The organism is Alcaligenes endophyticus (assembly GCF_026344035.1).
Classification (GTDB): Bacteria; Pseudomonadota; Gammaproteobacteria; order Burkholderiales; family Burkholderiaceae_B; genus Alcaligenes; species Alcaligenes endophyticus.
Window position 1 is genome coordinate 295,589 of sequence record NZ_JAPKND010000004.1, and the last position, 14,389, is coordinate 309,977.

Consider the following 14,389-nt stretch of genomic DNA (forward strand, 5'->3'; position numbering starts at 1 on the left):
CAACTGCTTATGTTCTGCGCCATATACAGTTGATCAACGATCATCAGACTGTGCAGGTTACTTGCCCTATAAAAATGGCTCACTACGTATAAAGCAGTGAGCCATTTTCTTGCTTGAGCGGCGTAAGGCTTTATAAGGCCAGCCTTACACGACACATTTACTGCACGGGTATCAACGGGATTTCAGCAATGCGCTTGCGCCATTGTGCTGGACCTGTGGTGTGCACTGAGGTTCCGCTGGAGTCTACGGCGACCGTCACCGGCATGTCCTTAACCTCAAACTCATAAATAGCCTCCATCCCCAAATCTTCAAAAGCCAATACTTTAGAAGCACGAATGGCTTTCGAGACCAAGTATGCAGAGCCCCCTACGGCCATCAAATATGCAGACTTATGATGGCGTATTGCCTCAATCGCCACAGGACCACGCTCGGCCTTGCCTATCATAGAAATCAAGCCGGTTTTAGCCAGCATCATCTCGGTAAACTTATCCATACGGGTAGCCGTAGTCGGACCCGCAGGCCCCACCACCTCATCCCCAACCGGATCGACCGGGCCTACGTAGTAAATCACACGATTGGTAAAGTCGACGGGTAAAGGCTCTCCTTTTTCCAACATTTCCTGAATGCGCTTATGAGCAGCATCGCGCCCCGTCAGAATTTTACCGTTAAGCAACAACGTCTCGCCAGGCTTCCAAGAGGCTACTTCTTCCGGCGTTAACGTATCCAAATTAACTTGGCGCGATTTATTATAATCAGGCGCCCACTGTACATCAGGCCAAGCGGATAAGGGGGGAGGCGTCAGCTCGGCTGCTCCACTACCATCCAAAACAAAATGCACATGGCGCGTTGCGGCACAGTTAGGAATCATCGCTACGGGTTTAGAGGCAGCGTGAGTAGGAAAGGTGTTGATTTTTACATCCAACACCGTCGTTAGGCCCCCTAAACCTTGAGCTCCTATACCCAAAGCATTCACTTTCTCGTACAACTCAATACGCAACTCTTCTAACTTATTCTGCGGCCCACGTTGCAATAGCTCATACATATTAATGTCTTCCATGAGGGACTCCTTAGCGAGCAACATGGCTTTTTCGGCAGTCCCTCCCACTCCAATCCCCAACATACCTGGAGGACACCAACCAGCGCCCATCAGTGGCACCGTTTCCATCACCCAGTCGACCAACGAGTCGCTAGGATTCAACATGGCGAACTTACTTTTATTTTCTGAGCCACCACCTTTGGCTGCCACTTGTACATCCAGCTGAGCACCAGGTACCAGCTCGACATTGACAATACAGGGAGTGTTGTCACGCGTATTTTTACGTGTGAACAAGGGGTCACTTAGCACCGATGCGCGCAGAGGATTCTCGGGATTTAAATAGCCACGGCGCACGCCTTCGTCACAGATGTCTTGCATCGAGCGCTGACTTTCTATGCGTACTTGCATACCCAGCTTCAAGAAGACGTTAACCACTCCGGTGTCTTGGCAAATGGGTCTACGCCCCTCTGCACACATACGCGAGTTAGTCAGAATTTGAGCGATAGCATCTTTCGCCGCCGGGCTCTCCTCACGCTCGTACGCTCGCGCCAAATGCTGAATATAGTCAGTAGGATGGTAATAACTAATAAATTGAACCGCGTCAGCAATGGACTGGATCAAATCATCTTCTTTAATGATAGTCATAGGATGTTTCGTATAAGGAGGAAGTAATTTATTCACCACGCCAAACGGGTTGACGTTTTTCGGCAAATGCCGTGGCCCCTTCTTTCGCATCAGCGGAAGTAAAAACATGCGCCACGCGAGGGCGCTGCAAATCAAACATATGGGTTTGCGGCCAATCACGAGACTCAGTAACAATACGCTTGGCGGTTTGCACTGCTAACGGGCCATTTTGAGTGATTTTTGTCGCCAGCTCTACCGCTGCCTCAAGGGACTGCCCTGGCTCTACTAAACGATTAAGCAAACCAAATTCTGCTGCGCGTGCTGCGGGGAACATGTCGCCGGTCAAGATTAACTCTAGGGCAATATGATACGGAATCCGGCTAGGCAAGCGCATCATGCCACCCGCGCCCGCCACAATACCGCGTTTGACCTCGGGCAAACCAAACGTTGCACTCGTTGCCGCCACAATCAAATCGCAGGCCAATGCAAGCTCAAAGCCCCCCGCCAAGGCATACCCCTCAATAGCAGCAATCATAGGTTTACGAGGCGGCCGTTCACACATGCCACCAAAACCACGGTCGCCCACATAAGGGCGTTGACCATCCTTAGCAAAAGCTTTCAAATCCATGCCCGAGCAAAACGTATTGTTAGCACCCGTTAAAATACCTACCGCTACCGACGGGTCTGCATCTAAATCATCTAGTGCATCCGCTAAGGCGTGGGCGGTTTCGTAGTTAATGGCATTTCTTGCCTCAGGCCGATTAATCGTAATAATGCGAATCTTGTCTCGTGTCTCTACCGTAATTACGCTGCTCATGCAAAACTCCTCGGGATACAAATAACGCCCGCACGTGGGGCTATTCTTATAAGCATCTTTATGATGCGCGTTTATGCTAAGTTGGAAAATATGCTAGGCAGTATAGCCAATCACAGCACTACTCTGTAAGCCTGCCAAGACAAAAAATCGTTCTTTGCGCGTGAGTATCTATTGCTAAGCCCCTGTAAGTGCCAGAACACGGTAAAATAGAAGACTTTTCGCGGCACTACGCTTTACTGGCCATCGCTCATGCTCACTTTTCAGCAAATTATTCTTACGCTCCAGCAATACTGGGACAAACACGGATGTGCGCTGCTACAGCCTTACGACATGGAAGTCGGTGCTGGCACCTCGCATACCGCTACTTTTTTACGCGCTATCGGGCCAGAACCATGGCGAGCTGCTTACGTGCAGCCCTCTCGCCGTCCTAGTGATGGTCGCTATGGTAACAACCCCAATCGTTTGCAACACTATTACCAGTATCAAGTGATCCTTAAGCCGGCACCAGAAAACATTCTGGATCTTTATATAGGCTCACTTGAAACCTTAGGTATTAACCCCCAAGAGCACGACATACGTTTTGTCGAAGACGACTGGGAGAATCCTACGTTAGGTGCTTGGGGGCTCGGCTGGGAAGTCTGGCTCAACGGTATGGAAGTCACCCAATTTACCTACTTTCAACAAGTCGGCGGTCTAGACTGCACGCCAACCACAGGAGAAATCACCTATGGCTTGGAACGTTTAGCTATGTACTTACAAGGCGTTGAAAGCGTTTATGACTTGGTCTGGACAAGCAATGCCCAAGGCCAAACCGTGTTTTATCGCGACGTGTTCCACCAAAACGAAGTTGAGCAATCCACCTACAACTTTGAACATGCGCATATCGACACGCTATTTAGCCACTTCAACGATTACGAGGCAGAAGCGCAGCGCCTCATCGCGGTACCGTTAGCCTTGCCCGCTTACGAACAGACACTCAAAGCAGCCCATACTTTTAATATGTTAGATGCCCGCGGTGCTATTAGCGTTACCGAACGTGCTGCCTACATCGGCCGTATTCGCAACCTATCCCGTGCGGTCGCACAAGCTTATTACGAGTCTCGTGAACGACTCGGTTTCCCTATGCTTAGCAATACTTCATCGGAGGCCTCAGCATGAGCGCGCCGACTACACAAGCCTTATTAGTTGAACTATGCACGGAAGAGCTGCCCCCGAAAGCTCTAGAGCAACTCGGTATCGCCTTTGCCCAAGGATTACAAAAAATCCTAGAAGAGCAGGCTTTACTCGCTCCTGGCTGTGCTGTGCAGATTTATGCTACACCGCGTCGCTTAGCTGCCCACTTTTCGCAAGTGCTCAATCAAGCAGAAGACCAGCCCTATACCGAAAAGCTGATGCCGGTTCATATAGGTCTTGATGCTGACGGCGCAATTACTCCAGCCTTAGCAAAACGACTTCAGGCTAAAGGTCTAGGGCATATACAAGCGGGAGAACTGGTAACAGAGTCAGATGGTAAGCAAGATTACCTGTACGCGCGCGGTCTAGCCAAAGGGGCAAGCCTTAGTGACGCCTTACAACAAGCTCTAGACTACGCGTTAACGCACTTGCCTATCCCTAAAGTCATGCGCTACCAACTCAGTGATGGGGTCACCAGCGTGCGGTTTGTGCGTCCTGCACATGCATTAGTAGCATTGTGGGGTGATGATATCGTGCCAGTACAAGCGTTAGGCTTACAAGCAGGACGAACAAGCTTTGGCCACCGCTTCATGGGTCGCGCGCACCTTGAGATCACTCACCCCGACACCTATGCCCAACAACTACTCGAGGAAGGTAAAGTCATTGCTTCGTTTACCGAGCGCCGTGCACTGATCCTTGAGCAATTGCAAGCTAAAGCGGCGGCACTACAAGTCACCATTGGTGATGATGCCGAAGTCCATGCACTACTAAACGAAGTCACTGCATTGGTTGAGCACCCTACCGTTTACGTAGGTGAGTTCGAACAGCAATTCTTAGCCGTACCAGCAGAGTGCTTGATCCTCACCATGAGGCTCAATCAAAAATACTTCCCCTTGTTCGACCCTAACAGCGGCAAGCTCAGCCATCAATTCCTGATCGTGAGCAATATGCAGCCTGCTGACCCCAGCCATATTATCGAAGGTAACCAGCGCGTCGTACGTCCACGTTTGGCCGATGCCCAGTTCTTCTTCGAAACAGATCGCAAAACACCCTTGGTGCAGCGCGTCGATAGCCTCAGCTCCAGCGTCTATCATAATAAACTAGGCTCCCAACTCGATCGTATTGGTCGCTTACGCAGTATTGCTCAATACATCGCTAAGGCTCTAGGCGCAAGTGTAGAGCTGGCTGATCGCGCTGCCTTACTTGCCAAGGCCGACCTTAACTCTAGTATGGTGGGCGAATTCCCTGAACTGCAGGGTATTATTGGGGCCTATTATGCCCAAGCAGATCAAGAGCCAGAAGAAGTCGTGTTGGCCTTACGCGAACAATATCGACACCGCCTAGATAAGCCCGTCACTGCCTTTAGCCTTACCCAAGCCATACTCTTTCTGGCCGAACGCGCAGAGGTGCTCATAGGTATCTGGGGAATAGGTTTAGCTCCTACGGGCGAGCGTGATCCTTATGCTTTACGCCGCGCCGCTTTAGGCTTAATTAGCGCTTTCGAGCAGCTAGGTCATGGGCAGTTCTTAAGCCACTCCGGGCCACAGACTTTACGGCTCAATGAACTTTTAGCCTTTAGCGCGAGCACCTTTACGCCTGGCGTGCTACAAGAGCAAACTCAAGAAGAAGTATGCCACTTCATTTACGAGCGCTACCGTAATCAGCTCATAAACGACTACGACCGTCATGTGGTTGAAGCCGTATTAAGCTTGCACCCCCATCTAGTAGAAGTACAGGCCCGCATTCAAGCCTGTGCCGCATTCGCCCAACGTCCTGAGGCAGATAGCTTGGCGGCAGCGAACAAACGCATCAGTAATTTGCTCAAGAAAAACACTGAACAAATTACCTCCTTGCAAGAGTCCTTGCTGCAAGAGCCTGCCGAACAAGAGTTGGCGCGCACAATTGCTGCACTACAACCCGTCGCTCAAGCGCAATATGCAGCCGGGCAATTCGCAGCGAGCCTAGAAACCCTGGCGCAGGCAAAAGATGCCGTTGATAACTTTTTTAAAGATGTCATGGTCATGGCGGACGATCCGGCTATTCGTCACAATCGCCTGGCGTTACTAGCAAGCCTGCACCAACTGATGAATCAAGTCGCCGACATCTCCAGACTGGCACAATAAGCAATGAAACTGGCAATACTCGACCGCGATGGCGTCATCAACCAAGACAGCGATGCCTTCATAAAATCTCCTGATGAATGGCAGGCCATACCGGGAAGCCTTGAGGCAATGGCTCGCCTTACTCAACAAGGCTGGAAAATCGTGATCGCTACGAATCAATCCGGTATCGCTCGAGGCTTATTTAGTATGGCTACCCTAAATGCTATACACATGAAAATGCGTCGCGAATTAGCCGCCCTAGGCGGTATGGTCGACGCCATTTTCATTTGCCCCCATGGGCCAAACGATCAGTGCTTATGCCGTAAACCCGCTCCCGGCATGTTTCAAGACATTGCTCGGCGCTACGAAGTCAGTCTAAAGCAGGTCCCAGCGATTGGTGACTCATTGCGCGACTTACAAGCAGCGCATAGCCAAGGATGCCAACCTTGGCTTGTGCATACAGGAAAAGGGGAGCGCACCTTAAAAAAAGGGAATCTGCCTGAAGGGACCAAGATTGCCGAGAATCTGGCCTCTGTTATTGACACACTGTTGGCCGAGGCTTAAAACCATGGGTGTACTACGCGCCGTCATTTATCAGCTTTTTTTGCTGATCACTGTAATTCCTTACGCCTTTCTCTGTTTATTATGTGCGCCTTTACCTCTACACTGGCGCTATAAAATTACCGTAGGCTGGCCTCGCTTAGCCGTCTGGGGCGCTAGGACTATTCTAGGTATACGCTGGCAAGTAAAAGGATGGGAGAACCTACCTGACTCAGCTGCCATCATTCTTTCCAAACATCAATCAGCTTGGGAAACCTTATTTTTCCCCGCCCACCTACCGCGCCAAGCTTGCTTTGTGTATAAACGCGAACTACACCGCGTTCCTTTTTTTGGCTGGGGCTTAGCGCTACTGCGTATGATCCCCATTGACCGAGCTCGTGGCCGAGACGCCTTTGAGCAAGTCATACGGGTGGGCGGCGAACGTATACGAGAAGGCCGTTGGCCTCTGCTTTTTCCAGAAGGTACGCGCACTAAAGTTGGCACGACCAATCGCTACAAAATGGGTGGTGCACTGCTAGCCACTCGCACACAAACTATTGTCATCCCCGTCGCTCATAATGCGGGTGAATGCTGGCCTCGCAATGCTTTCATTAAAAAGCCAGGGCTAATTACCGTCTCTTTTGGCCCACCCATAAGCCCTGAAGGCTTGAGCGCGGAAGAAATGAACGCCAAAATACAAGACTGGATAGAAACTGAAATGCGCTTACTGAATCCCGAACGTTATGCTGGATCGCCTGCAACTCGCTCTGTTTCCTAAATCTTTATTCCCTCTGCCTAACGAGCAGGAGGCTACGCCTTTGCCGGTCACTAAGGCCAAACCTGCTCAACTTCCCTACTGTCAACCCGCCGTCCTACCCTTGGGCACCCAATGGCACACGATAACGCTAAACGGGGTCACGCTAGGCTATGTACTCAAACGCTCAAAACGCAAAACAGTAGGCTTAAGTGTCAATGACAGCGGCTTACAAATCACCGCACCGGTTTGGGTGTCAACGGCACAGCTAGAGTCCGTGCTACAAAAAAAAGCCAATTGGATTATCACTAAACTTCAGCAACTCCAAGAGCGCCACGCTCTATTAGCCCTACAGCAAATTACTTGGCAAAATGGTGACCGCCTCCCCTACTTAGGGCAAGCTATTGTGCTACAACGGAATCCCGTACTGCCCACTACTATTTTTCAGGGTGAGTGTTTTGCGCCCCAAGACGGTAATATCCTATACTTACCTCTACGCCCAGAAGCCGATTCAGCGCAAATGCGCGATTTGACTCAAAGCTGGCTCCAACAACAGGCTCGACGCTACTTTGAGCAGCGCCTACAACATTATTTAGATAAAGGTGCCCTAACCATGCAGCGCTTACGTTTGGCTGCACCGGCCAAACGCTGGGGTTCGTGTAACAGCGACGGCACCATCATGCTGAACTGGCGGCTCATTCATTTCCCACCTCATCTTATAGACTATGTCGTGGCTCACGAAGTGGCTCATTTAAAAGAAATGAATCATAGCCGAGCTTTTTGGGACTTTGTCGAATTTCTGATGCCGGACTACCATTATGCACGCGCACAACTACGCCAGCATGAACCCGGCACCTTACCATTGCTATAAGCAATTTTTATCTAACAGGAGATCCACATGCGTATACTGCACACCATGCTGCGAGTCGGCAACCTTGAGCGTTCACTGGCTTTTTACACTGACATTCTAGGCATGCAGCTGTTACGTCAAAATGACTACCCAGACGGGCGTTTCACCTTAGCCTTTGTTGGCTATGGTGCAGAAAGCGACACGGCTGTACTAGAACTGACTCATAATTGGGACACTGATAGCTACGACCTAGGGAATGCCTATGGCCATATCGCAATCGAAGTAGAAAATGCCTACAAAACCTGTGAGGACATCAAAGCAAAAGGCGGTAAAGTAGTACGTGAAGCTGGCCCCATGAAGCATGGCCAAACTGTTATTGCGTTTGTTGAAGACCCCGATGGTTACAAAGTCGAACTGATTCAAGCCAAAGGGCGAGTCGACTAAGCAGCGTTCGTTTATGGGCCGTTCTCACCACGGCCTATATCATTCCAGCCCAGCTCACTGTAATCAGTCGCATCCATACCATCCATACCTCTAGGCTCTTACTGTTTTTGCCACATGCTTAATATTCTTTGGCTCTGGTTTTTCCTGATTGCTGCTGCTAGTAGTTTTTATCAATGGCTAGCCCATGGTAAAGCCGACATCTTCGCCGACATGGTGCGCAGCCTATTTGATATGGCTGCTCTATCCGTCGATATTATGGTGCTGCTGTTTGGCACGCTGACACTATGGCTAGGCTTTTTACGCATCGCTGAGCAAGCGGGCTTAATCGACGTTCTAGGCCGCTGGCTTAGCCCCATATTCAGCCGTTTAATGCCTGACGTGCCCAAGGGTCACCCAGCACTAGGGCTTATCACCCTGAATTTTGCAGCGAACGGCCTAGGTTTAGATAATGCAGCCACTCCTATAGGCCTTCGAGCCATGAAAGAGTTGCAAAGTCTGAACCCACACAAAGACACCGCCACCAACGCGCAAATTTTATTTCTCGTTTTAAATACCTCTTCGCTCACCCTCTTGCCCGTCACTATATTTATGTATCGTGCCCAGCAAGGCGCTAGCGATCCCACCCTAGTATTTTTACCTATTTTATTAGCCACCTCAGCCTCTACTCTAGCAGCCTTATTTAGTGTCGCTTTAGTTCAACGCATACGCTTGTTAGATCCTGTGCTAATAGGTACTTTTGCTGCCCTAGCCGTTTTGCTGGGTGGTCTCATGGCGTTGCTGGCAACTTTAAGCGCAAGTGCGATACAAGCACTTTCGTCCTTAATGGGGAACCTTACCCTGTTGGGAATTATCTGGCTCTTTCTTTTCGTGGGCTGGCGTAAAAAAGTTCCCCTATACGACAGTTTTGTCGATGGAGCCAAAGAGGGCTTTCAAGTATCCAAAGAACTATTGCCCTACCTTGTTGCCATGCTATGCGCCATTGGTGTCTTGCGTAGCTCTGGCGCCCTAGATTTACTGCTAGATGTAATCCGCTGGATAGTAATGCACATAGGCTGGGACACTCGTTTTATTGATGCCTTGCCTACAGCCTTAGCTCGCCCCTTCTCGGGTGGCGCAGCACGCGCACTACTCATAGAAACCATGCAACACCATGGTGTAGATAGCTTCCCAGCATTAATCGCTGCTACTGTACAAGGTAGTACCGAGACTACTTTTTATGTACTAGCGGTGTATTTTGGCTCGGTGGGGATACGCAGAGCCAGGCATGCTGTAGCGTGCGCCTTAACTGCCGACATCACCGGCATCGTCGCATCCATCACGGTGTGCTATTGGTTTTTTGCTTAACAATTAGCATGGCCCGTTTGGCAGTGTGCTATGGGCCATGATTCATCAAGCTTTTAGCAGACCTACATCCTGTATAAAATCAGACAGAGCGATGTACTGTTCTAGACTTAACTCTGCTGGCCGCGCTGTATCTGCAATGCCTAACCCCTGCCAATCAATCACACGACTCCAATCGCCTAAACCGCCTCTTAGCATTTTTCGTCGTTGTGCAAAGGCACGTGTGAGCACCTGTGAAAACACCTTCATACTGCGTGGTTGAGGCCTGTCTTGAGGCAAGGGGATCATACGCACCACTGCTGACACCACTCGTGGAGGAGGATCAAAAGCGTCAGGCGCTACGTCAAACAGCTTATACATACGATAGCGAGCCTGCAGCATCACGGAAAGACGGCTGTAATCAGCCGACCCAGGCTTAGCTACCATACGGTCAATGACCTCGCGCTGCAGCATAAAATGCTGATCAATCACCTGATCTGCCGCGCCAAGCAAGTGAAACAACAGAGGGCTAGAAATATTGTAGGGCAAATTACCTACAATTCGCAGTTGTGAGCCTAGCGTCGTGAAGTCAACCTGCAACGCATCAGCCTCAATTAACTCGAACCTATCCGCAGGATATTTTTTTCTTAAGCGCGCCGCCAGATCACGATCAATTTCTACTACTTTTAGCTTATCTAACTGCTGCACCAATGGTGCAGTTAAGGCAGATAAGCCTGGTCCGATTTCAACCATATTGTCACCAGCGTGCGGGGCGATAGCCCGCACAATGGAGTCAATGACGGCTTCATCGACTAAAAAATGCTGCCCAAAGCGTTTACGGGCCTGATGTTGCGCCATGTAAAAAAACCTCGCCTACTCTGCACTGCTGGATTTCTCCAGTCGATTATCAATATAGGCTTTACCACGCACACCATTTAACCAGTCTTCAAAGGCTGGCTCGGCACGACGTTGGAAAAGAATTTGGCGTGCCTGAGAGCGGCGGTATTCATTTTCCATATTCCGAGTGCGGCGCTCAATGACTTGAATTAAATGCCAGCCAAACTGACTTTTAACCGGCTCCCCCACTTGACCATCTTGCAATTTATCCATCGCCTGCTCGAATGAGGGGACTGTTTCGCCCGGAGATAACCAGCCTAAATCGCCTCCTTGAGGAGCAGAACTATCCTCAGAGTAGCGTTTGGCCAGATCCTCGAAGCTTTCACCATGCGCAATACGCTGTTGTAATTGTCGTATACGCTGCTCAGCCTGCGCATCATCCATGACTTGCGACAATTTAACCAGAATATGGCGTGCATGCGTTTGCGTCACCATCATGGACTGATCACCTTGCTTACTTTGTGCATCGGCAAGGCGAGGCTCCACATTTTGCGTTCCGCCTACGGAGTCTAAAACTTTCAGAATATGATAGCCCTGGCCACTGCGTATCAAATCCGACACCTGCCCCGGATTTAATGAGCGTGTAGCCTGAACAAATAAATCAGGCCACTCTTCTGCGGCTCTTACCCCTAATACTCCACCTCGCAAGGCCTCTTGACCTTCAGACTGTGCTACCGCTAAACCAGCGAAATCAGCACCGCTACGCAACTGTTGTAACAGTTGCTGTGCTTTTTGGTGAATAGCCTGTTCTTCGGCAGCCGAGGCAGACTCTGGAACACGTAGTAAAATCTGCGCCAAAGCCAGTTCGGCGGTAGGTGATGCCGTTGCTCCGCCCCCACCCAACGCAGCGATTCCTTGCTGCCCCCCTTCGGTACGTAAAAAAGCATCAATATCACCATCTGTGATGTTAATAGTGCTATCTACAACGCGCATGCGTAATTGGTCTTGCATAATTTCTTGACGCAACGTGGCCATGTAATCTTCCCACCGCACACCATTGCGCTCTACCTCAGCACGCAGTTGTTGCTCAGTGAAATTATTACGCTGGGCGATCACTTGCAACGCTTCTAAGACATTCGCATCAGTAACCCGTATCCCTAAGGCACGTGCCTCTTGCTCTTCCAATCGCTCCATAATCATGCGCTGCAAGACCTGGCGACGCATGGTCTCCATATCAGGCATAGGCACATTCTGATGTTTAAGCTGTGCCACCAAAGGCTCTAACTGCCCCTGCACCTGACGCAAGGTAATCACATCATCATTGACTACTGCAGCAATCCCGTCAACAAAACCATTAGCTGGCGCCTGTGTTGACGCTGCCTTCTGCGCCCAAGCGGTAGATACCACCCCGAGCGCAGAACTTAAGCCTACGGCCAACACAGCAGTTTTTAAACTGAAACGCATCTTACTCATACCTCTCAAAGGTCGATTTTTCTGGTATCGGTGTGGTCACGGGCTCATAACCTACCACTCGATCGCGCAACAAGCGCATCGGATCGTTGCCTATCCCGCCGAGACCCGACAACTCTAACTGAAAGAAAATTGCTTGGTTGGTTTCTTTAGCTGAAATGGCGTAACGTTGGACCACCATTCTACCTACCCAACAACAATCCCCTTTATATTCCAGACCTAAAATAGACTGGGTGCTGCGACTTTCGTTCAAGGAGTAATCAAACCTTCCTATCCCATAAAGCTTATTACTTAGGGGCCACTGGGCCGTCAACGAGACACTTTCTTTAGTTTTATCTTCACCTGAAAAGTACTGATAACGCACCACATCAGGATCTCGCTCATAACGGTAATTGGCGGCCAATGTCGCTAAACGCTGTGGCCGCCAACGCACCCCAGTGGTCATACGATTACGCTCACCACTTTCAGATCTAAACTGGGCATCAAAATTAACGGAAAACGTGTTCGTTAGCGCAGCATATGCACCAACCAAATAGTCCGAGCGGGTATCGGTACGAGCTTTACGCTCAGACAATGTCACTCGTTGGTCTTCAAAGTATAAGCGCTGTGCGGCCTGCAATACCACCCGCTCAAAGCCGGTATCCGCGTCCATCCAACGAGTCGTTAAGCCCAAGCTTAGCTGGTTGGCATTGGCGATTCTATCCCAACCACCCGAGTAAATGTTTTCGCTAAAGGCTTGAGCAAAGTTAAAGCTACTTATGTCGGTATCAAAAATAGGTAAGTCGTTTTGATCGCGATAAGGAACATATAAATAGTAAGCGCGCGGCTCTAGCGTTTGTATGGATGAATTCCCAAACAAAGTAGTATTGCGCTCAAACGTCATGCCTGAATCTAAAGAAAAAAGAGGCAATGCACGCCCAGCTTGCGTGGGCTTGTTAATGTATTGCGGTAAATCAGTGGTGTGCCAGCGCGTATCATACTGACTAAGGTGCATGCCCATTTTGGGTGTGACGTACCAGCCTGCTTTAACAACAGGATAAGCCACCGTGGTATACGACGTTAAACGACTGCCATCGGGTGCACGGCGTTCACCTCGCCAACGATCAAAAACCGAATGGCGCCCAGAATAAAAGGGCATGTGAAAGCGTGTTGCGGTGTTTTCACTCGTAACGTCAAAACCACCCCAGTCGTAATGCCGAGCATCGACCCGAAACTCTGGTAAGCGGTCATACTGAGGGGTACGATAACCCGCCGTTGCATCCTGCAGAGTCTGGTATTTATAGGCCCGCACCGAACTGCTCACATACTGAGAAATTCCCCAATTAACCCCCACCGTACTACTAAGATCTTGCAGCGTGGCATCGTCTATACCGAAACTGCTGAAATCACGAAAGTAATCATCATCGGATACTTTACGTAAATCGGCATCCCACGTCAGGCTGGGAGCCAAAGTTTGGCGAAACGTAGCCGCCCCGAACCAGCGTTTTCGGTCAAGCTCTTTATCTTTCGCCAGATAAGTACCTGAAAGCTCACCAGAGTAACCGTTACCAAGATACCGAAACTCGCCGCCCAGCATCATGCCTCGTTTCCATAATAAACGAGGAGTTAAGGTGGCGTCGAAATTAGGGGCTAAATTCAGATAGTAAGGCAGGCTGATATCTAAGCCACTACGCGTCGTCATACCGTACGTGGGCATGAGGAATCCAGACTTGCGCTCTTTTCGCAAAGGAAAGCTCAAGTAGGGTGAATACAGTAACGGCACACCCTTAAAGTACAACACCCCGTGTTTGGCTACCCCTTCGTTTTCTGCCGAGTACAAATCCAGCGTGGGTGCTTTAATGTACCAAGCAGGCTCTGGGCACGGGCAACCTGAATACACCACTGACTGTAAGCGGGTATGATTGCGACTAAGAATGCTTGCTTCAGCCGCTTGGCCGGTGCCCCCTGCGTTCCCTAACCAGAAATGGGGTGCGCTCATGGTGCCCGTTTCGGCATCCAGGTTGTAGCGAAATCCAGGGCTGCGTGCGATCGTGCCATCGCGCATGATTAAACCATTGCCGCTCACTACCACTTCACTGGTATTGCGGTCATAATCTATCTGATCGCCTTTTACCACGGAGTCGATGCGGCGTACTTGAGCATGACCTTGAATGCGCAATTTACCCTCTTCGGTAGCATTCATTTGATCACCAATCAGGTATACGCTCATATCCTCTTCGGGCATAGGTCTGGCGGTTAGCTGTGGTGATAGCTGCAAAGCGGGACGCGCATTATCCGGCCCAGCCGCCCCTACGAGGCTCGTGCCTGCTACCCACAATGAAAGGACCCAAACGGTAATTCGCACTAAAAAGGCGCCTCCTGGTTTGTATACCTCATTTTTTGCACAAGACTACTGCGATTGAGGCAACGAGCCAGTATTATA

12 protein-coding genes are annotated in these 14,389 nt (G+C 50.1%); 7 read left to right on the plus strand and 5 right to left on the minus strand.

What is annotated here, in order from left to right; translation table 11 throughout:
- Positions 1-157 precede the first annotated feature (157 nt).
- Both OSH01_RS09725 and OSH01_RS09730 read right to left on the minus strand, forming a co-directional pair.
- On the minus strand, positions 158-1,681 hold the full coding sequence (locus tag OSH01_RS09725) for a fumarate hydratase (protein WP_266123895.1): 1,524 nt from the start codon (positions 1,679-1,681) through the stop codon (positions 158-160).
- A 28-nt stretch (positions 1,682-1,709) separates the two neighbouring features.
- A complete protein-coding gene (locus OSH01_RS09730; protein WP_266123896.1) occupies positions 1,710-2,477 on the minus strand; it encodes a crotonase/enoyl-CoA hydratase family protein in 768 nt (255 codons plus the stop codon).
- A gap of 249 nt (positions 2,478-2,726) precedes the next feature.
- Between OSH01_RS09730 and glyQ the strand changes: the two genes are divergently transcribed.
- From glyQ to OSH01_RS09765, 7 genes are all read left to right on the plus strand, one after another.
- Positions 2,727-3,635, plus strand: a complete 909-nt coding sequence (gene glyQ, locus OSH01_RS09735; RefSeq protein ID WP_266123897.1) for a glycine--tRNA ligase subunit alpha — start codon at positions 2,727-2,729, stop codon at positions 3,633-3,635.
- Complete coding sequence (gene glyS, locus OSH01_RS09740) at positions 3,632-5,773, plus strand: glycine--tRNA ligase subunit beta (RefSeq protein WP_266123898.1); 2,142 nt, start codon at positions 3,632-3,634, stop codon at positions 5,771-5,773. Before glyQ ends, glyS begins: the two co-directional genes overlap by 4 nt.
- A 3-nt stretch (positions 5,774-5,776) precedes the next feature.
- On the plus strand, positions 5,777-6,316 hold the full coding sequence (gene gmhB / locus OSH01_RS09745) for a D-glycero-beta-D-manno-heptose 1,7-bisphosphate 7-phosphatase (protein ID WP_266123899.1): 540 nt from the start codon (positions 5,777-5,779) through the stop codon (positions 6,314-6,316).
- A gap of 4 nt (positions 6,317-6,320) precedes the next feature.
- Positions 6,321-7,070, plus strand: a complete 750-nt coding sequence (locus OSH01_RS09750) for a lysophospholipid acyltransferase family protein (RefSeq protein WP_266123900.1) — start codon at positions 6,321-6,323, stop codon at positions 7,068-7,070.
- The gene (locus OSH01_RS09755; RefSeq protein WP_266123901.1) at positions 7,036-7,917 is read left to right on the plus strand and encodes a M48 family metallopeptidase; all 882 of its coding nucleotides are present in this window, start codon (positions 7,036-7,038) and stop codon (positions 7,915-7,917) included. The genes OSH01_RS09750 and OSH01_RS09755 overlap by 35 nt, the downstream gene beginning before the upstream one ends.
- Before the next feature lie 27 nt (positions 7,918-7,944).
- Positions 7,945-8,340 (plus strand): lactoylglutathione lyase, encoded by a 396-nt coding sequence (gene gloA, locus OSH01_RS09760; protein ID WP_266123902.1) that lies wholly within the window; start codon positions 7,945-7,947, stop codon positions 8,338-8,340.
- Between the two features lie 114 nt (positions 8,341-8,454).
- The gene (locus OSH01_RS09765) at positions 8,455-9,684 is read left to right on the plus strand and encodes a nucleoside recognition domain-containing protein (protein WP_266123903.1); all 1,230 of its coding nucleotides are present in this window, start codon (positions 8,455-8,457) and stop codon (positions 9,682-9,684) included.
- Between the two features lie 45 nt (positions 9,685-9,729).
- Here OSH01_RS09765 and rsmA read toward each other — a convergent pair whose 3' ends face one another.
- Genes rsmA through OSH01_RS09780 form a run of 3 tightly spaced genes read right to left on the minus strand, consistent with a single transcriptional unit; the run spans position 9,730 to position 14,311 of the window.
- Entirely contained in the window at positions 9,730-10,518 is a 789-nt protein-coding gene (gene rsmA / locus OSH01_RS09770) for a 16S rRNA (adenine(1518)-N(6)/adenine(1519)-N(6))-dimethyltransferase RsmA (protein WP_266123904.1), read from the minus strand.
- 15 nt (positions 10,519-10,533) lie between these two features.
- Complete coding sequence (locus tag OSH01_RS09775; protein ID WP_266123905.1) at positions 10,534-11,970, minus strand: peptidylprolyl isomerase; 1,437 nt, start codon at positions 11,968-11,970, stop codon at positions 10,534-10,536.
- Entirely contained in the window at positions 11,963-14,311 is a 2,349-nt protein-coding gene (locus OSH01_RS09780; protein ID WP_266123906.1) for an LPS-assembly protein LptD, read from the minus strand. The genes OSH01_RS09775 and OSH01_RS09780 overlap by 8 nt, the downstream gene beginning before the upstream one ends.
- Between the last annotated feature and the right edge of the window lie 78 nt (positions 14,312-14,389).